This is a genomic window from Pseudomonas sp. H1h (assembly GCF_000633255.1).
GTDB lineage: Bacteria > Pseudomonadota > Gammaproteobacteria > Pseudomonadales > Pseudomonadaceae > Aquipseudomonas.
Window position 1 is genome coordinate 207,430 of sequence record NZ_AYMJ01000003.1, and the last position, 21,385, is coordinate 228,814.

General features: G+C 60.1%; 22 protein-coding genes. 9 read left to right on the plus strand and 13 right to left on the minus strand.

Features of this window, described 5'->3' with window-relative positions; translation table 11 throughout:
• Positions 1-305: 305 nt before the first annotated feature.
• Positions 306-1,562: an NADP-dependent isocitrate dehydrogenase gene (gene icd, locus U862_RS0102845; protein ID WP_025109003.1), complete on the plus strand. Its 1,257-nt coding sequence runs from the start codon at positions 306-308 to the stop codon at positions 1,560-1,562.
• Between the two features lie 62 nt (positions 1,563-1,624).
• Here icd and U862_RS0102850 read toward each other — a convergent pair whose 3' ends face one another.
• Positions 1,625-1,906: a cold shock domain-containing protein gene (locus tag U862_RS0102850; protein ID WP_025109004.1), complete on the minus strand. Its 282-nt coding sequence runs from the start codon at positions 1,904-1,906 to the stop codon at positions 1,625-1,627.
• 225 nt (positions 1,907-2,131) lie between these two features.
• Between U862_RS0102850 and clpS the strand changes: the two genes are divergently transcribed.
• The gene (clpS, locus tag U862_RS0102855) at positions 2,132-2,515 is read left to right on the plus strand and encodes an ATP-dependent Clp protease adapter ClpS (protein WP_011334948.1); all 384 of its coding nucleotides are present in this window, start codon (positions 2,132-2,134) and stop codon (positions 2,513-2,515) included.
• A 30-nt stretch (positions 2,516-2,545) separates the two neighbouring features.
• Positions 2,546-4,816, plus strand: a complete 2,271-nt coding sequence (gene clpA, locus U862_RS0102860; protein ID WP_025109005.1) for an ATP-dependent Clp protease ATP-binding subunit ClpA — start codon at positions 2,546-2,548, stop codon at positions 4,814-4,816.
• A gap of 941 nt (positions 4,817-5,757) precedes the next feature.
• On the opposite strand, the gene infA is transcribed toward clpA, so the two are convergent.
• From infA to trxB, 4 genes are all read right to left on the minus strand, one after another.
• Positions 5,758-5,976: a translation initiation factor IF-1 gene (infA, locus tag U862_RS0102865; RefSeq protein ID WP_002553999.1), complete on the minus strand. Its 219-nt coding sequence runs from the start codon at positions 5,974-5,976 to the stop codon at positions 5,758-5,760.
• Between the two features lie 112 nt (positions 5,977-6,088).
• Positions 6,089-6,796, minus strand: a complete 708-nt coding sequence (locus U862_RS0102870; protein ID WP_025109006.1) for an arginyltransferase — start codon at positions 6,794-6,796, stop codon at positions 6,089-6,091.
• 57 nt (positions 6,797-6,853) lie between these two features.
• The gene (gene aat / locus U862_RS0102875) at positions 6,854-7,534 is read right to left on the minus strand and encodes a leucyl/phenylalanyl-tRNA--protein transferase (RefSeq protein WP_025109007.1); all 681 of its coding nucleotides are present in this window, start codon (positions 7,532-7,534) and stop codon (positions 6,854-6,856) included.
• A gap of 62 nt (positions 7,535-7,596) precedes the next feature.
• Positions 7,597-8,556 carry a thioredoxin-disulfide reductase gene (trxB, locus tag U862_RS0102880; protein ID WP_025109008.1) on the minus strand — a complete coding sequence of 320 codons (960 nt, stop codon included), beginning with the start codon at positions 8,554-8,556 and terminating at the stop codon, positions 7,597-7,599.
• Between the two features lie 309 nt (positions 8,557-8,865).
• On the opposite strand from trxB, the gene U862_RS0102885 reads away from it, so the two are divergent.
• From U862_RS0102885 to cysG, 6 genes are all read left to right on the plus strand, one after another.
• Positions 8,866-11,274, plus strand: coding sequence for a DNA translocase FtsK (locus U862_RS0102885; RefSeq protein WP_025109009.1), 2,409 nt, complete (start codon positions 8,866-8,868; stop codon positions 11,272-11,274).
• Positions 11,275-11,341: 67 nt separating this feature from the next.
• A complete protein-coding gene (lolA, locus tag U862_RS0102890) occupies positions 11,342-11,962 on the plus strand; it encodes an outer membrane lipoprotein chaperone LolA (protein ID WP_025109010.1) in 621 nt (206 codons plus the stop codon).
• 151 nt (positions 11,963-12,113) lie between these two features.
• A complete protein-coding gene (locus tag U862_RS0102895; RefSeq protein ID WP_025109011.1) occupies positions 12,114-13,436 on the plus strand; it encodes a replication-associated recombination protein A in 1,323 nt (440 codons plus the stop codon).
• The gene (gene crcB, locus U862_RS0102900) at positions 13,436-13,810 is read left to right on the plus strand and encodes a fluoride efflux transporter CrcB (protein WP_025109012.1); all 375 of its coding nucleotides are present in this window, start codon (positions 13,436-13,438) and stop codon (positions 13,808-13,810) included. The genes U862_RS0102895 and crcB overlap by 1 nt, the downstream gene beginning before the upstream one ends.
• Positions 13,811-13,825: 15 nt before the next feature.
• Positions 13,826-15,106, plus strand: coding sequence for a serine--tRNA ligase (serS, locus tag U862_RS0102905; protein ID WP_007908080.1), 1,281 nt, complete (start codon positions 13,826-13,828; stop codon positions 15,104-15,106).
• A complete protein-coding gene (gene cysG / locus U862_RS0102910) occupies positions 15,107-16,501 on the plus strand; it encodes a siroheme synthase CysG (protein ID WP_025109013.1) in 1,395 nt (464 codons plus the stop codon). It begins immediately after the preceding gene.
• A 118-nt stretch (positions 16,502-16,619) separates the two neighbouring features.
• Here cysG and U862_RS0102915 read toward each other — a convergent pair whose 3' ends face one another.
• From U862_RS0102915 to U862_RS0102955, 8 genes are all read right to left on the minus strand, one after another.
• Positions 16,620-17,621 carry a glutathione S-transferase family protein gene (locus tag U862_RS0102915; protein ID WP_025109014.1) on the minus strand — a complete coding sequence of 334 codons (1,002 nt, stop codon included), beginning with the start codon at positions 17,619-17,621 and terminating at the stop codon, positions 16,620-16,622.
• A 91-nt stretch (positions 17,622-17,712) separates the two neighbouring features.
• Positions 17,713-18,714, minus strand: coding sequence for a glycosyl transferase family protein (locus tag U862_RS0102920; protein ID WP_025109015.1), 1,002 nt, complete (start codon positions 18,712-18,714; stop codon positions 17,713-17,715).
• Positions 18,711-19,046, minus strand: coding sequence for a TusE/DsrC/DsvC family sulfur relay protein (locus U862_RS0102925; protein ID WP_025109016.1), 336 nt, complete (start codon positions 19,044-19,046; stop codon positions 18,711-18,713). Before U862_RS0102925 ends, U862_RS0102920 begins: the two co-directional genes overlap by 4 nt.
• A complete protein-coding gene (gene tusB, locus U862_RS0102930) occupies positions 19,043-19,336 on the minus strand; it encodes a sulfurtransferase complex subunit TusB (RefSeq protein WP_025109017.1) in 294 nt (97 codons plus the stop codon). Before tusB ends, U862_RS0102925 begins: the two co-directional genes overlap by 4 nt.
• Positions 19,336-19,692, minus strand: coding sequence for a sulfurtransferase complex subunit TusC (tusC, locus tag U862_RS0102935; protein ID WP_025109018.1), 357 nt, complete (start codon positions 19,690-19,692; stop codon positions 19,336-19,338). Before tusC ends, tusB begins: the two co-directional genes overlap by 1 nt.
• 1 nt (position 19,693) lies before the next feature.
• Entirely contained in the window at positions 19,694-20,086 is a 393-nt protein-coding gene (gene tusD, locus U862_RS0102940; RefSeq protein WP_025109019.1) for a sulfurtransferase complex subunit TusD, read from the minus strand.
• Positions 20,087-20,248: 162 nt separating this feature from the next.
• Positions 20,249-20,953: a YoaK family protein gene (locus tag U862_RS0102950; protein ID WP_025109021.1), complete on the minus strand. Its 705-nt coding sequence runs from the start codon at positions 20,951-20,953 to the stop codon at positions 20,249-20,251.
• Positions 20,954-20,972: 19 nt separating this feature from the next.
• A complete protein-coding gene (locus U862_RS0102955; protein ID WP_025109022.1) occupies positions 20,973-21,302 on the minus strand; it encodes a DUF6388 family protein in 330 nt (109 codons plus the stop codon).
• Positions 21,303-21,385 lie beyond the last annotated feature (83 nt).

Sequence of the window (21,385 nt, forward strand, 5' to 3'; positions counted from 1 at the left end):
CGGAAAGTCTCGTGCTAGAGAGGCCAGCCGTCGTGACCCTTTGGTCAGCGGGCGGCATTATACATAGGTAGCTGGCAATCTGCCGATGGTTCATATGCAACGATTCTCGTCCATTGGTCTAAAGGTCGCAGGGCAGGGTGGCGCGTAGAGTCGCTGTGAATGCTTGAGTTTGGCGCTTTTCCCCTTGCTTTCAGGCTTGTACGAAACCAGATGTGCCCGCGCCGTGAACAGAGGGTTTGCGTGTTGATTTAACTGGGTTACGCTCGAACCAAGCCAGATGTTCAATCCAAACAATGGAGTTCAGCATGGGTTACAAGAAGATTCAGGTTCCAGCCGTCGGCGACAAAATCACCGTCAATGCAGACCATTCTCTCAATGTTCCTGATAACCCGATCATCCCCTTCATCGAAGGTGACGGCATTGGTGTCGACATCAGCCCGGTGATGATCAAGGTTGTCGATGCTGCTGTTCAGAAGGCCTACGGCGGCAAGCGCAAGATTTCCTGGATGGAAGTCTATGCCGGCGAAAAAGCCACACAGGTTTACGATCAGGACACCTGGCTGCCCCAGGAAACCCTGGACGCGGTCAAGGATTACGTGGTTTCCATCAAAGGCCCGCTGACCACGCCGGTCGGTGGCGGCATCCGTTCGCTGAACGTGGCCCTGCGTCAGCAACTCGACCTGTACGTCTGCCTGCGCCCGGTGCGCTGGTTCGAAGGCGTGCCAAGCCCGGTGAAAAAGCCTGGCGACGTCGACATGACCATCTTTCGCGAGAACTCCGAAGACATCTACGCCGGCATCGAGTGGAAGGCCGGTTCGCCGGAGGCCACCAAGGTCATCAAATTCCTTAAAGAAGAAATGGGCGTCACCAAGATCCGTTTCGACCAAAACTGCGGCATCGGCGTCAAGCCGGTTTCGCTCGAAGGTACCAAGCGTCTGGCGCGCAAGGCCCTGCAATATGTGGTCGACAACGATCGCGACTCGCTGACCATCGTGCACAAAGGCAACATCATGAAGTTCACCGAAGGTGCCTTCAAGGAATGGGCCTATGAAGTGGCGGCCGAGGAGTTTGGCGCGACCTTGCTCGACGGCGGTCCGTGGATGCAGTTCAAGAACCCGAAAACCGGCAAGAACGTCATCGTGAAAGATGCCATCGCCGACGCCATGCTCCAGCAGATCCTGCTGCGCCCGGCCGAATACGATGTGATCGCGACCCTCAACCTCAACGGCGACTACCTCTCTGACGCTCTGGCGGCGGAAGTGGGCGGTATCGGTATCGCGCCGGGCGCCAACCTGTCCGACACCGTGGCGATGTTCGAAGCGACTCACGGCACTGCGCCGAAGTACGCCGGCAAGGATCAGGTCAACCCGGGTTCGCTGATTCTCTCGGCCGAGATGATGCTGCGCCACATGGGCTGGACCGAAGCGGCGGACCTGATCATCAAGGGCACCAACGGCGCCATCGGTGCCAAGACCGTGACTTATGACTTCGAACGTCTGATGGATGGGGCCAAGCTGGTTTCGTCTTCGGGCTTCGGAGATGCGCTGATTTCGCACATGTAAGCGGTGCGGGTACAAAAAAACCGCCTTCGGGCGGTTTTTTCATGGATGAGTGACGGGTAGCGTCAGCTCGACACCTTTTCGGTATGGTACGCAGGCACGGCCGGCTCGCTGGCAGTTGTCGCAGCTTGGATCTTGACGGCGTGCAGGCCTTTGGGGCCTTGAACGATGTCGAAGCTCACGGCCTGTCCGGCCTTGAGGGTTTTATACCCGTCCATCTCAATGGCGGAGTAGTGCGCAAAGAAATCAATGTCTTTGCCATCCTCGTCGCGTCCTTCGCGGGCATCGGTGTTGATGAAGCCGAATCCCTTGGCATTGTTGAACCACTTGACCTTGCCGACAGCCATGCTCAAATCCCTCTGCAACAGACTCCATCGCTGGAGTATCATCCAGGACATCCGCAATCGAATTCGGTTAAATGAATTGACTCCGCGGATCTTTTTTACCCACTGTGGGCTCTATTGGTTGTAACACCGTTTTCCCGATAGTCAAGGTGACCGGGCAGTCGGAGTTGAAAAGGTGCACAACCGCCCCCACCACTGTATTTGCACAACTGACGAACCTTTCTTTCCATGCATGCAATCAGCCAGATTCGACTAACATTCAATCAGGATCGCCCGCTTCTCCAAAAGGATCTTCCACAGGAGCACGACGACGATTCGGCAGGCGTTGCTGTTCAGGAAGCAAAGCCTGCGTTACAGGCGCCGCCGATGTACAAGGTGGTTTTGTTCAACGATGACTACACACCGATGGATTTCGTCGTCGAAGTGCTCGAGGTGTTTTTTAACCTGAATCGCGAGCTGGCGACCAAGGTCATGCTGGCCGTCCACACAGAAGGACGGGCAGTATGTGGAGTGTTTACCCGCGACATCGCCGAGACAAAGGCCATGCAGGTCAACCAGTACGCCAGGGAAAGCCAGCATCCGCTACTCTGTGAAATCGAGAAGGACGGTTAATCGCCGACCACTTGGGTATGAGGTGAAGCTATGTTAAACCGCGAGCTCGAAGTCACCCTCAATCTTGCCTTCAAGGAGGCTCGTTCGAAGCGTCATGAATTCATGACCGTCGAACACCTGCTGCTGGCCCTATTGGACAATGAGGCTGCCGCCACCGTATTGCGTGCCTGCGGCGCAAACCTCGACAAACTCAAGCACGACCTGCAGGAGTTCATCGACTCCACCACGCCATTGATCCCCGTCCATGACGAAGATCGCGAAACCCAGCCAACCCTGGGCTTCCAGCGTGTACTGCAACGTGCTGTTTTTCACGTACAGAGCTCGGGCAAACGCGAAGTGACTGGCGCCAACGTGCTGGTTGCAATCTTCAGTGAGCAAGAGAGTCAGGCCGTGTTTCTGCTGAAACAGCAGAGCGTTGCGCGCATTGATGTCGTCAATTACATCGCCCACGGCATTTCAAAGGTGCCTGGGCACGGCGATCACTCTGAAGGTGAACAAGATATGCAGGACGACGAGGGCGGTGAGTCTTCTTCCTCAGGCAATCCTCTGGATGCTTATGCCAGCAACCTGAACGAACTCGCGCGCCAGGGTCGCATCGACCCGTTGGTCGGCCGCGAAATGGAAGTCGAGCGTGTCGCGCAGATTCTTGCGCGTCGGCGCAAGAACAATCCGCTGCTGGTGGGTGAGGCTGGCGTGGGTAAAACCGCGATTGCCGAAGGTCTGGCCAAGCGTATTGTCGACAACCAGGTGCCGGATCTGCTGGCCAACAGCGTCGTCTACTCGCTCGATCTCGGTGCTCTGCTCGCGGGCACCAAGTATCGCGGTGATTTCGAGAAGCGCTTCAAGGCGTTGCTCAATGAACTGAAAAAACGTCCGCAGGCGATCCTGTTCATCGACGAAATCCACACCATCATTGGTGCGGGTGCTGCGTCCGGTGGCGTCATGGATGCCTCGAACCTGCTCAAGCCATTGCTGTCGTCTGGCGACATTCGCTGCATCGGCTCGACCACGTTCCAGGAATTTCGCGGCATCTTCGAGAAGGACCGTGCTCTGGCGCGGCGCTTCCAGAAGGTCGATGTCGTCGAGCCATCGGTGGAAGACACCATCGGTATCCTGCGCGGCCTGAAAGGGCGTTTCGAACAGCATCACAACATCGAATACAGCGATGAGTCGTTGCGCGCCGCTGCTGAACTGGCATCGCGCTACATCAATGACCGGCATATGCCGGACAAGGCCATCGATGTGATCGACGAGGCGGGCGCCTATCAGCGTCTGCAGCCGGTCGAGAAGCGCGTGAAGCGCATTGACGTGCCGCAGGTTGAAGACATCGTGGCGAAAATCGCGCGGATTCCGCCGAAACACGTCACCAGTTCCGACAAGGAGCTTCTGCGTAACCTGGAGCGCGACCTGAAGCTGACGGTGTTTGGTCAGGACGCAGCGATCGATTCGCTGTCGACCGCGATCAAGCTGTCCCGTGCCGGCCTGAAGTCGCCTGACAAACCGGTCGGTTCGTTCCTGTTCGCAGGGCCTACCGGTGTCGGTAAAACCGAGGCTGCGCGGCAGCTGGCCAAGGCATTGGGGATCGAACTGGTGCGCTTCGACATGTCCGAGTACATGGAGCGCCACACCGTATCGCGTCTGATCGGTGCACCTCCGGGCTATGTCGGGTTCGATCAGGGCGGTCTGTTGACCGAAGCGATCACCAAGCAGCCGCACTGCGTATTGCTGCTCGATGAAATCGAAAAGGCGCATCCGGAAGTCTTCAACCTGCTGCTGCAGGTGATGGACCACGGTACGCTCACCGACAACAACGGGCGCAAGGCGGACTTCCGCAACGTGATCATCATCATGACCACCAACGCCGGTGCCGAGACCGCAGCGCGTGCTTCGATCGGTTTCACCCATCAGGACCACTCGTCTGATGCGATGGAAGTGATCAAGAAGAGCTTTACGCCTGAATTCCGTAACCGCCTGGACACCATCATCCAGTTTGGTCGCCTCAGCCATGAGGTCATCAAAAGTGTGGTGGACAAGTTCCTCACCGAACTGCAGGCGCAACTGGAAGACAAGCGTGTGTTGCTGGAGGTTACCGACGCGGCGCGCAGTTGGCTGGCGGCCGGTGGTTACGATTCGGCCATGGGCGCACGTCCGATGGCGCGCTTGATCCAGGACAAGATCAAGCGTCCGTTGGCGGAGGAGATTCTGTTTGGCGAGCTGGCCGAGCATGGCGGTGTGGTTCACATCGACATCAAGGATGGTGAGCTGACGTTTGACTTCGAGACTACGGCTGAGATGGCCTGACGGTCGGTTGTAAGCTCTAAAGGCGCCTTCGGGCGCCTTTTTTATTTGGGTGTATATCCATTGCTGCGGTGATGGCCGCTTAGGGTTCCGCCCTTACGGCGGGTCACTTTTGGCAAACGCCCCAAAAGTAACCAAAAGGTCTATGCCCTGACGTTCGGCCCGCTCGCTGGGGCTCGGGGTTCCTTCGCTCCGGGTTTCATCCGGGGGCATCGCCTACGGTTTGCTTCGCTGCACCTCCTCTCGATGCATTTGGCTGCGCCAAACGGCGCTGCGCGCCCACCCCCGGATAAATCCCTCCACTCAGCCTGCCGACGGGCCTTGAGATCAAAAGCTTTACTCGAGCTAACGCTCATCGTGTTGAGTGGTGAAAAGCACAGCGTGCCTGGCTTTGGGGTTGTGGTGGATTTGCCCCTCACCCCAGCCCTCACCCGAGGGAGAGGGGGCCGATTTGTAGGCTTTTCAATATCTGAGTTCAACGCGGTATCGCACGTCGGCGTAGCTCGCCCAAACACCGCGATCAGTCCCCTCTCCCTCTGGGAGAGGGCTAGGGTGAGGGGCTTTTGATCTTGTTTTGGCTTTGGCTTTGGCTCTTGATCTTTTGCCCCTTCGGCAGGCCGAGCGTAGGCGTTCATCAGGGGGGAGGCGCGCAGCGCCGTGCGGCGAAGCCGCATACATCGAGAGGAGGTGCAGCGAAGCAAACCGTAGGCGATGCCCCCTGATGGACACCGTAGGGAGGGAACACTGAGCCTCAGCGAAGTGCCGTACGCCGGGGCAAAGCCTTTTGGTTCCTTTTTGGCGTTTGAAAAAGGGACTCGCTGTAAAAGCGAAACCGCCAGCCGCAACACCCGCAGCAACGGATATACACCCAAAACCAAAACCAAAACCCAAATCGCAGACAAACAAAAACGCCCGGCATAGCCGGGCGTCTTGTATTGACTTGATTAGCGAGCGCGGTAAGTGATGCGCCCTTTGCTCAAGTCATAGGGCGTCAGCTCGACGCGCACTTTGTCACCGGTAAGAATACGAATGTAGTTCTTGCGCATCTTGCCGGAAATATGCGCGGTTACGACGTGCCCATTTTCCAACTCCACACGAAACATGGTGTTGGGCAGGGTGTCGACGACAGTGCCTTCCATTTCGAAGCTGTCTTCTTTCGACATGCAGTAAAGCCCTCGGTGTCCAATGAATGGCCCGGTGCAACTGCGCCAGGCAAAAGCGGCGTGCATTGTGCCCGAAAAAGGGGGTTTAAGCCAAGGGGTTTAGGGCCTGCGATTAGTTCAGGATCACCCAGCGCTGATTAATCAGCAATTCGATAGGGCGATACTGGGTCTTGTAGTTCATCTTTTTGCAGTTCTTGATCCAATAACCGAGATACACCGCTTCCAGCCCCAGCCGCTGGCTTTCGGCGATTTGCCACAGGATCGCGAAACGTCCCAGGCTGCGGCGCTCCTCGTCAGGTTCGTAAAAGGTGTAGACCGCCGACAGGCCGTTGGGCAGCAAATCGGTTACCGCAACGGCGAGCAACCGTCCGTCGAGACGAAACTCATAGAAGCGCGAGAAGGGCAGGTCACGTACCAGAAAGGTCGAGAACTGGTCACGACTGGGCGGGTACATGTCGCCGTCGGCATGCCGCTGCTCGATGTAGCGCTGGTACAGGTCGAAATATTCTTCACTGAAATGCGGTTTTATCGGGCGCACCTGCAGATCGGCATTGCGTTTGAAAATACGTTTCTGCTGACGGTTTGGGTTGAACTGCGCCACCGGAATGCGCGCAGGCACGCACGCATTGCAATTCTGGCAATGGGGCCGATACAGGTGATCGCCGCTGCGACGAAAGCCCATTTCCGAGAGATCTGCGTAGACGTGCACATCCATGGGCTGACTCGGGTCGAGAAACAGCGTCGTCGCCTGCTCCTCGGGCAGATAACTGCAGGAATGAGGCTGAGTGGCATAGAACTTCAAGCGCGCCAACTCGGTCATGATCAACCCTCGGGATAAGCTGGTGAATTAAGTGTAAGCCACGCGCGCAAAAGTCGCTCAGCAAACCCAGGTGGCACGACTGGGTTGATCCAGATGGCGGGCCAGATAGTCGGCGAATTCGTGGCGAGGGATCGCCCGGGCGCCGAGGCTGTGCAGATGATCGGTCGGCATCTGGCAGTCAATCAGGACGAATCCGGCGTCTTTCAGGTGCTGCACCAGAGTGGCAAAGCCATATTTGGACGCATTGTCGGCGCGGCTGAACATGGATTCGCCGAAAAACAGCTGCCCCATCGCCAGGCCATACAGGCCGCCGACCAGTTGGCCTTGATCCCAGACCTCGACGGAGTGGGCGAAACCGCGGCGGTGCAGTTCCAGGTAGGCGTCCTGCATGGCTTCGGTGATCCAGGTGCCGTCAGCGTAATCCCGGGGCGCGGCGCAGGCGCGAATCACGGCGTCGAAATCCTGATCGAAGGTCACCTGATAGCGTTCCTTGCGCAGCAGTTTGCCGAGGCTGCGCGAGACGTGCAGTTCGTCGGGAAACAGCACGGTACGCGGATCCGGCGACCACCAGAGAATCGGCTGGCCTTCGGAAAACCACGGAAAACAGCCGTGCCGGTAAGCCTGCACCAAGCGGTCGGCGGACAGATCGCCACCCGCAGCCAGCAATCCATTGGGATCGCGCATGGCCTTTTCCAGGGGCGGGAAGGTCAGGGAGTTGCGTTGTAACCAAGTCAGCATGGCGTCCAGGCTTGCAGAAGGGGAGGGCGGTGCGGGCGCAGGGCCCGCGATAAAGTGTGCCGTTAAATGACAGGAATGTCGTCCAGATACTTCTCCGCGTCCAGTGCCGCCATGCAACCGGCCCCGGCCGAGGTCACGGCCTGGCGGTAGACGTGGTCGGCTACATCGCCGGCAGCGAAGACGCCGGGGATTTCAGTGGACGTCGCGTCACCGTCACTGCCGCCTTTGATCAGCAGATAGCCGTCGCGCATCGGCAACTGGCCCTGAAACAGATCGGTGTTGGGTTTGTGGCCGATGGCGATGAATACGCCAGCCAGTGCCAGTTCACTGGTTTGCCCTGTGTGGCTGCCGCGCAAACGTGCCCCGGTCACGCCACTGGCGTCGCCCAGCACTTCGTCCAGATTCTGGTTCCAGTGCAGGCGAACGTTGCCATTGGCGGCTTTTTCGAACAGTTTGTCCTGGAGGATTTTCTCCGAGCGCAATTTGTCGCGCCGGTGGATCAAATGCACCTCCCTGGCGATGTTCGACAGGTACAGCGCCTCTTCGACGGCGGTGTTGCCGCCACCCACCACGGCGACGACCTGGTTGCGGTAGAAAAAACCATCGCAGGTCGCGCAGGCTGATACCCCCTTGCCGGCGAAGGCATCTTCCGAGGGCAGGCCCAGGTATTGCGCCGAAGCGCCGGTGGCGATGATCAGCGCGTCGCAGGTGTAGGTGCCGCTGTCACCGATGAGCTCGAACGGACGCTGCTGCAACTTGGCGGTGTGGATGTGGTCGTAAACGATCTCTGTGGCAAAGCGTTCTGCGTGTTTTTGCATGCGCTCCATCAGTACCGGGCCGGTGAGGCCTTCGACGTCACCGGGCCAGTTGTCGACTTCGACGGTGGTGGTCAGTTGACCACCGGCCTGCAGCCCGGTAATGACCACCGGTTTGAGGTTGGCACGGGCGGCGTACACGGCGGCACTGTAACCGGCGGGGCCGGAGCCAAGAATGATCAGGCGTGAATGCTTCGCTGCGTTCATCAAATACACCTCATAAGCCTTTGTCACAAAAGACAATGCATGCTCAAATTGAGCCGCAGGATTTGTGGGGTTGGCTATGCTCTGCTATGGGGTTTGAAGCATGGCATCAGCCGCACAAACCCGTACAATGCCGGGCTGTTACAAAATATTCGCCGTATGCCGTGTTTATAGCCGTGTTTATAAAAGCTGCGGCACAGTGTTAAAAGTAGTCTCAGATGCGCCGGTTCACTTTTTTACCTGCCTGGATTGGGCAGTTTTTTATCGTCATTCAATAGATGGACGCGCCCCGGGCGCAGGAAAAGAAGCGTTTTGAAGAAATCCACCGCAGCACCAAAAACAGTCGTTCCGCTCTGGCGTCAGCAATTGCACTACCGGCTCAAGGAAGGTGCACTGATCGCCATCGGTGCCTTGTGCCTGTTCCTGATGATGGCCTTGCTGACCTACGGCAAGGACGATCCGGGCTGGAGCCATAACAGCAAGATCGACGACGTGCAGAACTTCGGCGGCCCGGCCGGCTCATACAGCGCCGACATCCTGTTCATGGTGCTGGGTTACTTCGCGTACATCTTTCCGCTGCTGCTGGCGATCAAGGCGTATCAGATCTTCCGTCAACGCCACGAACCGTGGCAGTGGAGCGGCTGGCTGTTTTCCTGGCGCCTGATCGGTCTGGTGTTCCTGGTGCTGTCCGGTGCTGCGCTGGCGCACATCCATTTCCACGCCGCCACCGGTCTGCCGGCGGGTGCGGGCGGGGCGCTGGGTGAGAGTCTCGGTGATCTGGCGCGCAACGCCCTGAATATCCAGGGCAGCACGCTGTTGTTCATCGCGCTGTTCCTGTTTGGCCTGACGGTGTTCACCGACCTGTCCTGGTTCAAAGTGATGGACGTCACCGGCAAGATCACCCTCGACCTGTTCGAACTGTTCCAGGGCGCGATCAACCGCTGGTGGTCGGCCCGTACCGAGCGCAAGCAACTGGTCGCGCAACTGCGTGAAGTCGATGACCGCGTCCATGATGTGGTCGCGCCGACCGTCACCGACAAGCGTGAACAGGCCAAGGTCAAGGAGCGCCTGATCGAACGCGAGCAGGCCCTGAGCAAACACATGTCCGATCGCGAGAAGCAGGTGCCGCCGGTCATCGCTCCGGCACCGGTCAAGGCGCCCGAGCCGAGCAAGCGCGTGCAGAAAGAGAAACAGGTGCCGTTGTTTGTCGACAGCGCCGTGGAAGGCACCTTGCCACCGATCTCGATTCTCGATCCTGCGGAAAAGAAACAACTCAATTATTCGCCTGAATCCCTGGCAGCGGTCGGCCACTTGCTGGAGATCAAGCTCAAGGAATTCGGCGTCGAGGTTACAGTGGACTCGATCCACCCGGGGCCGGTGATTACCCGTTACGAAATCCAGCCTGCCGCCGGCGTCAAAGTCAGCCGCATCGCCAACCTGGCGAAAGACCTGGCGCGTTCGCTGGCGGTGACCAGTGTGCGGGTGGTCGAGGTGATTCCGGGCAAGACCACGGTCGGTATCGAGATTCCCAACGAAGACCGGCAGATCGTGCGTTTCTCCGAAGTGCTGTCGACCCCCGAGTACGACAACTTCAAGTCGCCCGTCACCCTCGCTCTGGGCCACGACATTGGCGGCAAGCCGGTCATCACCGACCTGGCGAAGATGCCGCACCTGCTGGTGGCCGGTACTACCGGCTCCGGTAAGTCGGTGGGTGTGAACGCGATGATCCTGTCGATCCTGTTCAAGTCCGGCCCGGAAGACGCCAAGCTGATCATGATCGACCCGAAGATGCTCGAACTGTCGATCTACGAAGGCATTCCGCACCTGCTGTGCCCGGTAGTCACCGACATGAAGGACGCCGCCAACGCCCTGCGCTGGAGCGTTGCCGAGATGGAGCGCCGTTACAAGCTGATGGCGAAGATGGGCGTGCGCAACCTGTCCGGCTTCAACGCCAAGGTCAAGGAAGCCCAGGACGCCGGCGAGCCGTTGAGCGATCCGCTGTACAAGCGCGAAAGCATTCACGACGAAGCGCCGTTGCTGCAGAAGCTGCCGACCATTGTCGTGGTCGTGGACGAATTCGCCGACATGATGATGATCGTCGGCAAGAAAGTCGAAGAGCTGATCGCCCGTATCGCGCAGAAGGCGCGTGCCGCCGGTATCCATTTGATTCTCGCGACCCAGCGACCTTCGGTGGACGTGATCACCGGTCTGATCAAGGCCAACATTCCGACCCGTATGGCGTTCCAGGTATCGAGCAAGATCGACTCGCGGACCATTATCGACCAGGGCGGCGCCGAGCAACTGCTGGGCCACGGCGACATGCTCTACATGCCGCCGGGCACCAGCCTGCCGATCCGGGTTCACGGCGCATTCGTCTCCGACGATGAAGTCCACCGTGTGGTGGAAGCATGGAAGCTGCGTGGTGCGCCTGAATACAATGACGACATCCTCAACGGTGTCGAAGAGGCGGGCAGCGGTTTTGAAGGCAGCAGCGGTGGTGGCGACGGCGATGATCCGGAAGCCGACGCGCTGTATGACGAAGCCGTGCAGTTCGTCCTGGAAAGCCGCCGTGCTTCTATTTCCGCGGTACAGCGCAAGCTGAAGATCGGCTACAACCGTGCCGCACGGATGATCGAAGCCATGGAAATGGCCGGGGTCGTCACCTCCATGAACACCAACGGTTCGCGTGAAGTTCTGGCCCCGGGCCCGGTACGCGACTGATTGCAAAAGCAAGAGGCGGGACAATGATGTGCCGCCGCTCTCCCAACGAGTATTCACGAGGACTCCCATGCGTCTTATCCGCATGCTGTTGCCAGTACTGGCGCTGACCACGCTCACGGCCTACGCCGATGACAAGGACGTGGCGCGTCTGACCCAACTGCTGGAAACATCGAAAACCCTGACCGCGAACTTTTCCCAACTGACCCTCGACGGCAGCGGTACCCAGTTGCAGGAAACCACCGGTGAGATGACCCTGCAGCGTCCAGGTCTGTTCTACTGGCACACCAATGCGCCGAACGAGCAGACCATGGTCTCCGACGGCAAAAAGGTCACCCTGTGGGACCCTGATCTGGAACAGGCGACCATCAAGAAGCTCGACGAGCGCCTGACTCAGACTCCGGCACTGCTGCTGTCCGGTGACGTATCGAAGATCAGCCAGAGCTTCGACATCACCGCGAAAGAAGCGGGCGGCGTGATCGACTTCACTCTCAAGCCGAAAACCAAGGACACCCTGTTCGACAACCTGCGTCTGTCGTTCCGCAATGGCCTGGTCAATGACATGCAACTGATCGACAGCGTCGGCCAGCGCACCAACATCCTGTTCACCGGGGTCAAGGCCAACGAAGCGGTTCCGGCGTCGAAGTTCAAGTTCGACATCCCCAAAGGTGCCGACGTGATCCAGGAATAAACCCATAACCTTTGTGGGAGGGGGCTTGCTCCCGAAGGCGGTGGATCAGCCGCCATCGAGGTAGGATGGCACACCGCTTTCGCGAGCAAGCCCGCTCCCACAGGGGTAAATGATCGATCTTGAGATCAAATAGAGGTTTCAACGCTACGTGATGGATCTGTTTCGCAGTGCACCGATTGCCCAGCCACTGGCCGCGCGTTTGCGTGCGACCAATCTGGATGAGTATGTCGGTCAGGAGCACGTGCTCGCTCGCGGTAAACCTCTGCGTGAGGCGCTGGAGCAGGGTGCCCTGCATTCGATGATCTTCTGGGGCCCGCCGGGCGTGGGCAAGACCACACTGGCGCGGTTGCTCGCGGAAGTCTCGGATGCGCACTTCGAAACGGTCTCGGCGGTGCTTGCCGGGGTCAAGGAGATCCGTCAGGCGGTTGAAATCGCCAAGCAGCAGGCCGGCCAGTACGGCAAGCGCACGATCCTGTTCGTCGATGAAGTGCACCGCTTCAACAAGTCGCAGCAGGATGCGTTCCTGCCGTACGTTGAGGACGGTACGTTGATCTTCATCGGCGCCACCACCGAAAACCCTTCGTTCGAACTCAATAACGCCCTGTTGTCGCGGGCGCGCGTTTACGTGCTGAAAAGCCTCGACGAAACGGCGCTGCGCAAGCTGGTGCACCGCGCGCTCACCGAAGAGCGTGGCTTGGGCAAGCGCAATCTGACGTTGAACGATGAAGGCTTCCAGATGTTGCTGTCGGCCGCCGATGGCGATGGTCGGCGTCTGCTCAATTTGCTGGAAAACGCCTCGGACCTGGCCGAAGACAACAGCGAGATCGGCACTGAGCTGCTGCAAAGCCTGCTCGGCGACACCCGTCGGCGTTTCGACAAGGGCGGTGAAGCGTTCTACGACCAGATTTCCGCGCTGCACAAATCGGTACGCGGCTCCAATCCCGACGGCGCTCTGTACTGGTTCGCGCGGATGATCGATGGCGGATGCGATCCGCTGTACCTGGCACGACGTGTGGTGCGCATGGCCAGCGAAGACATCGGCAATGCCGACCCGCGCGCGTTGAGCCTGTGCCTGGCGGCGTGGGAAGTGCAGGAGCGCCTCGGCAGCCCGGAAGGTGAGTTGGCAGTGGCGCAGGCCATTACCTATCTGGCCTGCGCGCCAAAAAGCAACGCGGTGTACATGGGTTTCAAAACCGCCCTGCGCGCCGCCGCCGAACACGGCTCGCTGGAAGTGCCGCTGCACCTGCGCAACGCGCCGACCAAGCTGATGAAGCAATTGGGTTACGGCGATGAATATCGCTACGCCCACGACGAACCCGATGCTTACGCCGCCGGCGAAGATTATTTCCCGGAAGAACTCGACCCGATCCCGTTCTATCAACCGGTGCCCCGAGGCCTGGAATTGAAGATCGGCGAGAAGCTCAACCACCTCGCCCAACTCGACCGTTTAAGCCCAAGACAGCGGAGAAAATAGTGCTTCCATTGATCGTTGCGGTCTCCGCCGGCGGAGTCGCTGGCACCTTGTTGCGTTTCGCAACGGCCAATTGGGTCAACGCCAATTGGCCGCGGCACTTCTATACCGCGACGCTGGCCGTTAATATCGTGGGCTGTCTGTTGATTGGCGTGTTGTACGGCCTGTTTTTGATACGCCCGGAAGTACCGATCGAGGTGCGTGCCGGGTTGATGGTCGGCTTCCTCGGGGGGCTGACGACTTTTTCATCCTTTTCACTGGATACGGTGCGCCTGCTGGAAAGCGGGCAAGTGCCGCTGGCCCTGGGCTATGCGGCACTCAGCGTATTCGGCGGGCTGCTCGCAACGTGGGCTGGCCTGTCTTTGACCAAACTTTGATAACGAGAAACCGACATGCTCGATTCCAAACTGTTACGTAGCAACCTTCAGGACGTAGCGGACCGCCTGGCTTCCCGTGGCTTTGCCCTGGATACCGCGCGCATCGAAGCGCTGGAAGAACAGCGCAAGACCGTCCAGACCCGCACCGAAGCACTGCAGGCTGAGCGTAACGCGCGTTCCAAATCCATCGGTCAGGCCAAGCAGCGCGGCGAAGACATCGCGCCGCTGATGGCGGATGTCGAGCGCATGGCGGGCGAACTGAGCGCCGGTAAAGTCGAGCTGGATGCGATCCAGACCGAACTGGACTCGATCCTGCTCGGCATCCCGAACCTGCCGCACGAATCCGTTCCGGTCGGTAAAGACGAAGACGACAACGTCGAAGTGCGCCGCTGGGGCACGCCGACCGCGTTCGACTTCGAGGTCAAAGACCACGTCGCCCTGGGCGAGAAGTTCGGCTGGCTGGATTTTGAAACCGCCGCCAAACTGTCCGGCGCCCGTTTCGCCCTGCTGCGCGGCCCGATCGCCCGTCTGCACCGCGCGCTGGCGCAGTTCATGATCAACCTGCACGTCAACGAGCACGGCTACGAAGAGGCCTACACGCCTTATCTGGTTCAGGCCCCGGCGCTGCAAGGCACCGGTCAGCTGCCGAAATTCGAAGAAGACCTGTTCAAGATCGCTCGCGAAGGCGAAGCGGATCTGTACCTGATCCCGACTGCCGAAGTGTCGCTGACCAACATCGTGGCCGGTGAAATCGTCGACTCGAAACTGCTGCCGATCAAGTTCGTCGCTCACACCCCGTGCTTTCGCAGCGAAGCTGGCGCATCGGGTCGCGACACTCGCGGCATGATCCGTCAGCACCAGTTCGACAAAGTCGAGATGGTCCAGATCGTTGAGCCGTCGACGTCGATGGAAGCGCTGGAAGGCCTGACCGCTAACGCCGAGAAAGTCCTGCAACTGCTGGGCCTGCCTTACCGCACTCTGGCACTGTGCACCGGCGACATGGGCTTCAGCGCCGTGAAGACCTACGACCTGGAAGTGTGGATCCCGAGCCAGGACAAATACCGTGAAATCTCGTCGTGCTCCAACTGCGGCGACTTCCAGGCCCGCCGCATGCAGGCGCGTTTCCGCAACCCGGAAACCGGCAAGCCTGAGCTGGTGCACACCCTGAACGGTTCCGGTCTGGCGGTCGGTCGTACCCTGGTTGCCGTGCTGGAGAACTACCAGCAGGCCGATGGTTCGATCCGTGTGCCGGACGTGCTGAAACCGTACATGGGTGGCCTTGAGGTCATCGGCTAAATGAAATATCTGCCGCTGTTTCACAACCTGCGCGGCAGTCGTGTGTTGGTCGTCGGTGGGGGGGAAATTGCCTTGCGCAAATCCCGCCTGCTGGCCGATGCCGGTGCGCTGCTGCGGGTGGTCGCACCTGAGATCGAAAGCCAACTGCGTGAACTGGTCACTGCCAGCGGTGGCGAGTGCCTGTTGCGCGGGTACGTGGAAGCGGACCTGGACGGTTGCGGGCTGATCATCGCCGCCACCGACGATGAAGCGCTGAATGCGCAAGTTTCCAGCGATGCTCATCGGCGCTGCGTGCCGGTCAACGTGGTCGACGCGCCGCAGTTGTGCAGCGTGATCTTCCCGGCGATCGTCGACCGTTCGCCATTGATCATTGCGGTGTCCAGCGGCGGCGATGCGCCGGTGCTGGCCCGGCTGATTCGCGCCAAGATCGAAACCTGGATTCCTTCGACCTACGGCCACTTGGCCGGACTGGCTGCGCGTTTCCGCCATCAGGTGAAAAACCTGTTTCCGGATGTGCAGCAACGTCGCGGTTTCTGGGAAGACGTGTTTCAAGGCCCGATTGCCGACCGCCAACTGGCCGGGCAGGGCGCCGAGGCCGAACGACTGCTGCAAGCCAAGATCGATGGTGAAGCCGATATCACCACCGGTGAGGTGTATCTGGTGGGCGCCGGGCCGGGTGATCCGGACCTGCTGACCTTCCGCGCCTTGCGCCTGATGCAGCAAGCCGACGTGGTGCTGTACGACCGCTTGGTCGCGCCGGCGATTCTTGAGCTGTGCCGTCGCGATGCCGAACGCATTTACGTCGGCAAGCGTCGCGCCGATCACGCGGTGCCGCAGGATCAGATCAACCAGCAATTGGTCGACCTGGCCAAGGCCGGCAAGCGTGTGGTGCGGTTGAAAGGCGGTGATCCGTTCATCTTCGGCCGTGGCGGGGAAGAGATTGAAGAGCTGGCGGCCCACGGGATTCCGTTCCAGGTGGTGCCGGGTATTACGGCGGCCAGCGGATGCGCGGCGTATGCCGGAATTCCGCTGACCCATCGCGATTACGCGCAGTCGGTGCGGTTCGTTACCGGGCATCTGAAGGACGGTTCCACCGATCTGCCGTGGGCCGACCTCGTCGCGCCGGCACAGACGCTGGTGTTCTACATGGGCCTGGTGGGCTTGCCGATCATCTGCGAGCAGTTGATCAAACACGGCCGCTCGGCGGCTACCCCGGCGGCGTTGATTCAGCAGGGCACCACGGTCAATCAGCGGGTCTTTACTGGCACGCTGGCCGACCTGCCGCGTCTGGTGGCGGAGCATGAAGTGCATGCGCCGACATTGGTGATCGTAGGGGAAGTGGTGCAACTGCGCGAGAAACTGGCGTGGTTCGAAGGGGCTCAGGCGCAAGTCTGACAACCGAGCAGTCCTCATTCGCGAGCAAGCCCGCTCCCACGCTGGATTTGTGCATGACACAGATCCAGTGTTGGAGCGGGCTTGCTCGCGAAGGGGACCCTCAAAAATCGCACAAATATCAACCCCTGCGCCAAACTCCTTTCCCGTTTAGCCGCGCCCGATCGTGCGCCACGCTGAAATCCTGCTCCGGCCCCTTCGGCACAATCCCCGTCGGGTTAATGGTCTTGTGACTGCCGTAGTAGTGATGCTTGATGTGCTGAAAATCCACCGTCTCGCCAATGCCCGGCATCTGATACAGCTCACGCAACCAGTTCGACAGGTTCGGATAATCGGCAATCCGTCGCAGGTTGCACTTGAAGTGCCCGTGGTACACCGCATCGAAGCGAATCATCGTGGTGAACAAGCGTACGTCGGCTTCGGTCAGGTACTCGCCAGTCAGATAACGGTTGGCGCCCAGCACCCGTTCCAGGTGATCGAGCTCGGCAAACACCTCATCGAAGGCTTGTTCATAGGCCGACTGTGACGTGGCGAAGCCTGCGCGATACACGCCGTTGTTTACCGCCGGGTAGATCCGCTCGTTCAGCGCGTCGATCTCGCCACGCAAGGGCGCGGGATAGAAGTCCAGTTCGTTGCCTGTCAGGTCATCGAAGGCGCTGTTGAACATGCGGATGATTTCCGCCGATTCATTGCTGACGATGCGCTTGAGTTTCTTGTCCCACAGCACCGGAACGGTGACGCGGCCGGTGTAGTCCGGTGTGTCGGCGGTGTAGCGCTGGTGCATGAAATCGAAGTGATCGAGCTTGTCGCCGGTCGAGCCGTGGGCCTTGTCGAAGGTCCAGCCGTTTTCCAGCATCAGCCAACTGACCACGGACACGTCGATCAGGTTTTCCAGGCCTTTGAGTTTGCGCAAAATCAGCGTGCGGTGCGCCCAGGGGCAGGCGAGGGAGACATAGAGATGATAACGACCGGCTTCGGCGGCAAAACCACCTTCACCGCTCGGCCCGGGCTGGCCGTCAGCGGTGACCCAGTGGCGGCGTTGTGCCTGTTCGCGCTGGAACGCGCCGTCCTTGCTGCTTTCGTACCACTTGTCCTGCCAGTGGCCATCGACGAGTAAACCCATGATCAAGACTCCACAACCCAATAAGCGTTGGAGCCGAGTCTATTCCGATGAGTTCGAACAAAAAGCGCAAAGATCGGGCGTCAATGATCGGTTAAATCGATTTGTTGCGTGCTGCCCAGTACTGTTCGGCCGTTTCGAACGCTTGCTCGCGGCTTTGACCAAGGCCGCGCAGGGCCAGGGCCATGGTCGAGATCAGGGCCATTTGCGGATAGCTGTCGAGCGCCTCGCCGCGCCACACGGCCTTGAGGTGTTCCACGTCCAGCGTGCCTGGCTTGACGTGGCGCTGGCTCGACAGTTGCGGCCATTCCTCGTCCCAGCTCTCGCCGCCAGTGGTGCCGTACAGGTGGCTGTCGGCATCCGGGTTGATCTCGATTTCGCCGCCATCGCCCTTGACCACGATCGCTGTGTCACCGAGCAGGCCGCTGGCATCGCGATGCACCGCTTGATAGCCCGGGTGGAAAATACTTTGCAGGCCACACCGCGCGCGCAGCGGATTGAGAATCCGTGCCAGCGAATGGATTGGCGAGCGCAGGCCCATGGTGTTGCGCAGGTCGATCATCTTCTGCAACGGCGGCGCCCAGTCCATCAGCGGCATGAACGCCAGGCCGCCATTGTCCAGCGCACTGCCGACTTGCTGCCAGGTGCGGCACAGCGGGATGTTCAGCTCGCCGAGCAGTTGTTCGGTGTACAGGCGCCCGGCAGTGTGTGCGCCGCCGCCATGCATGAAAATGCGCACGCCGTTTTGCGCCAGACATTTGGCCGCCAGCAGATACCACGGCAGATGACGTTTCTTGCCGGCGTAGGTCGGCCAGTCCAGATCGACGTTCAACGCCGGCGCCTGCAAGCGCTCGCGCAAGGCTTCGGTGAAACCGGCCATCTCCTCGGCGCTTTCTTCCTTGTGCCGTAGCAACATCAGGAAGGCCCCGAGCTGGGTGTCTTCGACCTTGTCGTCGAGCACCATGCCCATGGCTTCCCGGGCTTCCTCACGGGTCAGGTCGCGGGCGCCGCGCTTGCCCTTGCCGAGGATCCGCACGAATTGAGCGAACGGGTGTTCGGCGGGCGTTTCGAGGGTCAGCGCTGGAAAGTCGGTCATAAGCAATTCGTCGGTTTGGGCAGGCCCGCCAGTTTCGCGGCGAGTTTGGCAGGGGTGCCTTTGAACAGTCGGTTCAGGTGCAGGCTGTTGCCTTTGTCCGGGCCGAGTTTCAGTGCGGTGTACTTGATCAGTGGACGCGTGGCCGGCGACAACTGGAATTGCGCGTAGAAGTTGCGCAGCAGTTCGAGGACTTCCCAGTGTTCGGCGGTCAGTTCGATGCCTTCGGCGGCGGCGAGGGCGCCGGCGACATCACGGGACCAGTCGCTGAGGTCGACCAGAAAGCCGTCCTTGTCCAGTTCGATGGCGCGGGCGCCGACGGTCAAAGAATTCATAGCCAGCTGTTGACCTTGTCGTGGTGAATCGACAGCTCGACAAAGCCCGGGTAATCGATGGCTTTGGCCCAGTCCGGCACCTGCACGGCACGCGCCTGCGCATCTTCGGCCAACACCCAGAGTTTCACCTGACGGCTTTGCAGCGCAGTGAACGGCGCGGTGCCGGGTTGCAGGGCATACACCGCGTCGCCGGACAGTAGCAAGGCATCCTTGGCGCCGATCACGCGCAGGCAACTGGTCAGGCGCTCGTCGCCGAACGGGGAATGAGACAACACATGCAAAGTCGACATCAGAGGGTGATCACCTGATCGTAACGGTCAATAAGGGCGGTGATTTGCTCGGCGCCAAGTGGCTGCGCTTCGTCCAGCGACAGATCGCTCAGGCCACGCACGCTGGCGCTGTCGGCGCAATAGAACAACTCTTCAACGCCGAACATCGGCAGCGCCTGCAGGTTGGCGCTCAGGTCTTTCTGCTGCAAGGCCTTGGCGTTTTGCCCGGCGGCCAGTTGCAGCACGCCGTCATCGAGAAACAGCAGGCCGATCGGCAGGTCGAACGCGCCACCGGCCAGCACGATGTCCAGCGCCTCGCGGGCGCCAGGGCCAGACCACGGCGACTGGCGGCTGATGATCAACAGGGATTTGGCCATGTTACGCGCCTCCGAAACAGATCAGTCGATCGGCGTCCTGCACCGCATCGTGCAACTGGCCGAGGCCGGACAGTTCCCACGGTGCGCTGACCGAGACCGCCTCACGCTGGTAGCGCTTGGCTTCTTCGCCGTTCAATGCGCCACGGCGCAAAGCGGCGGCGATGCACACCACGCCGTCCAGTTGCTGCTGGGTGATGAATGCACGCCATTGTTTGGGCAGGTCCAGTTCGTCCTGCGGGGTAACCACCGCGTCGGAGGCGTTGTAGACGCCGTCCTGATAGAAAAACAGCCGGACAATCTCATGCCCACCGGCCAGTGCTGCCTGAGCGAACAGCAGGGCGCGGCGAGAGGAGGGCGCATGGGCGGCGGAAAACAGCGCAATGGCGAATTTCATGACAGACTCGATCAGCAAAACTGCGCTCATGATAAAGCTTTATGAAGTCATGCACATGCCCCCTGTGGGAGCGGGCTTGCTCGCGAAAGCGGTGGTTCAGTCAAAGATGTTTCGAATGACACGGCGCATTCGCGAGCAAGCCTGCTCCCGCAAGAGCGCATTTCAGCGTGGCATGTAGCCAAGTTGCCAGCGCCGCGGAATGCTCAGCGACAGCACGCCAAGCACCGCCGCCAGCAATCCGCTGGCGAACAATGCCCGAAGCCCGAAATGATGCTCCAGCACCGCGCCCAGGATCGCACCGATGAACATGCCGGTCCACGGCACCAGTTGCACCCGCCAGCCGTTCCGGCGTTCGCCGAGCATCCAGCGCCCAAGTCCTCGACCAAACCGCGATAGCGCCCCGGTCACGTAGGTCAGGCCGACCGGCAACCCGTTCACTTCCTCGACCGCGGCGTTGAGCATGCCCATCGCGACGATCGCCGCCAGCAGCGCCGGCAGTTGCGTGTCTGATGGCAACGCGGCTGCCACGCAGAGCAGGGTGGCGATGCATAGCAACAACGGCAGTGTGCGCCGCCCGCCCACCCGCCCGATCACAATCCCCAGGGCATTGCCGAGCACAAACGTGGCGACAAGGATGACCAGGCGCAATGTCAGCCCCAGATCGCCGACACTGATCGCCACTGCCAGCCGTGTGGTGTTGCCGCTCATGAACGAGACGAAATCGCCGCTGGCCATGAAGCCGATGGCGTCGGTCATCCCGGCCAGTACCGACAGGCTGGCCACCAGTGCCAGACCGATGCGCCCGCGCCATTTCTGCCGATGCAGATGCCCGGAAGTGGCGCGGTGAGTGGAGGTGGAGGGCAGCATCGATATCCTTGAGCGGTTGTTAGGGTTCCAGCCCGTACAGGTCGCAATAATCCGCCCAGCTCATGTGCGCCATTTCCGCCACTTCGCGATGCACCTCCATGCGCTGGGCCTGATACTCCTCGGGCGTTGCCGCCGTCAGCAGCAAGGTCAATTCCCAGGCGAACAGGCCTTGATTCTCAGCCTCGGCCTCGAAGGCCTCGTGCAGGCGCTCTTCACGGTATTGCGCCGCCGTTTCACCTTTGGCCTGGGCCAGCAGCGGGTTGAGATGATCGAGGGTTTCGCGCAGTTCGGGGCGTGCGTCGAGAAACAGTTTCAGGGCTTGTTCATGTCGCTGATCGGTGGGCGCCATGTGCGTTCCTTGTGAGGCTGATGACCCTAGGGTGCCGGAGCGGCCCGTGCGTGTCGCGCTATTAATGCAGTAAAGCAGAACGA

What these genes read in the sequence shown, in the direction of transcription:
- U862_RS0102850 (WP_025109004.1), bottom strand. Translation starts at nt 1,906, where the DNA reads ATGGCTGTCGGCAAGGTCAAGTGGTTCAACAATGCCAAGGGATTCGGC.
- infA (WP_002553999.1), bottom strand. Translation starts at nt 5,976, where the DNA reads ATGTCGAAAGAAGACAGCTTCGAAATGGAAGGCACTGTCGTCGACACC.
- trxB (WP_025109008.1), bottom strand. Translation starts at nt 8,556, where the DNA reads ATGAACGCAGCGAAGCATTCACGCCTGATCATTCTTGGCTCCGGCCCC.
- U862_RS0102925 (WP_025109016.1), bottom strand. Translation starts at nt 19,046, where the DNA reads ATGAATTCTTTGACCGTCGGCGCCCGCGCCATCGAACTGGACAAGGAC.
- lolA (WP_025109010.1), top strand. Translation starts at nt 11,342, where the DNA reads ATGCGTCTTATCCGCATGCTGTTGCCAGTACTGGCGCTGACCACGCTC.
- U862_RS0102915 (WP_025109014.1), bottom strand. Translation starts at nt 17,621, where the DNA reads ATGGGTTTACTCGTCGATGGCCACTGGCAGGACAAGTGGTACGAAAGC.
- U862_RS0102955 (WP_025109022.1), bottom strand. Translation starts at nt 21,302, where the DNA reads ATGGCGCCCACCGATCAGCGACATGAACAAGCCCTGAAACTGTTTCTC.
- U862_RS0102950 (WP_025109021.1), bottom strand. Translation starts at nt 20,953, where the DNA reads ATGCTGCCCTCCACCTCCACTCACCGCGCCACTTCCGGGCATCTGCAT.
- cysG (WP_025109013.1), top strand. Translation starts at nt 15,107, where the DNA reads ATGAAATATCTGCCGCTGTTTCACAACCTGCGCGGCAGTCGTGTGTTG.
- U862_RS0102920 (WP_025109015.1), bottom strand. Translation starts at nt 18,714, where the DNA reads ATGACCGACTTTCCAGCGCTGACCCTCGAAACGCCCGCCGAACACCCG.
- clpS (WP_011334948.1), top strand. Translation starts at nt 2,132, where the DNA reads ATGCATGCAATCAGCCAGATTCGACTAACATTCAATCAGGATCGCCCG.
- U862_RS0102870 (WP_025109006.1), bottom strand. Translation starts at nt 6,796, where the DNA reads ATGACCGAGTTGGCGCGCTTGAAGTTCTATGCCACTCAGCCTCATTCC.
- tusC (WP_025109018.1), bottom strand. Translation starts at nt 19,692, where the DNA reads ATGGCCAAATCCCTGTTGATCATCAGCCGCCAGTCGCCGTGGTCTGGC.
- tusB (WP_025109017.1), bottom strand. Translation starts at nt 19,336, where the DNA reads ATGTCGACTTTGCATGTGTTGTCTCATTCCCCGTTCGGCGACGAGCGC.
- serS (WP_007908080.1), top strand. Translation starts at nt 13,826, where the DNA reads ATGCTCGATTCCAAACTGTTACGTAGCAACCTTCAGGACGTAGCGGAC.
- clpA (WP_025109005.1), top strand. Translation starts at nt 2,546, where the DNA reads ATGTTAAACCGCGAGCTCGAAGTCACCCTCAATCTTGCCTTCAAGGAG.
- icd (WP_025109003.1), top strand. Translation starts at nt 306, where the DNA reads ATGGGTTACAAGAAGATTCAGGTTCCAGCCGTCGGCGACAAAATCACC.
- tusD (WP_025109019.1), bottom strand. Translation starts at nt 20,086, where the DNA reads ATGAAATTCGCCATTGCGCTGTTTTCCGCCGCCCATGCGCCCTCCTCT.
- aat (WP_025109007.1), bottom strand. Translation starts at nt 7,534, where the DNA reads ATGCTGACTTGGTTACAACGCAACTCCCTGACCTTCCCGCCCCTGGAA.
- U862_RS0102895 (WP_025109011.1), top strand. Translation starts at nt 12,114, where the DNA reads ATGGATCTGTTTCGCAGTGCACCGATTGCCCAGCCACTGGCCGCGCGT.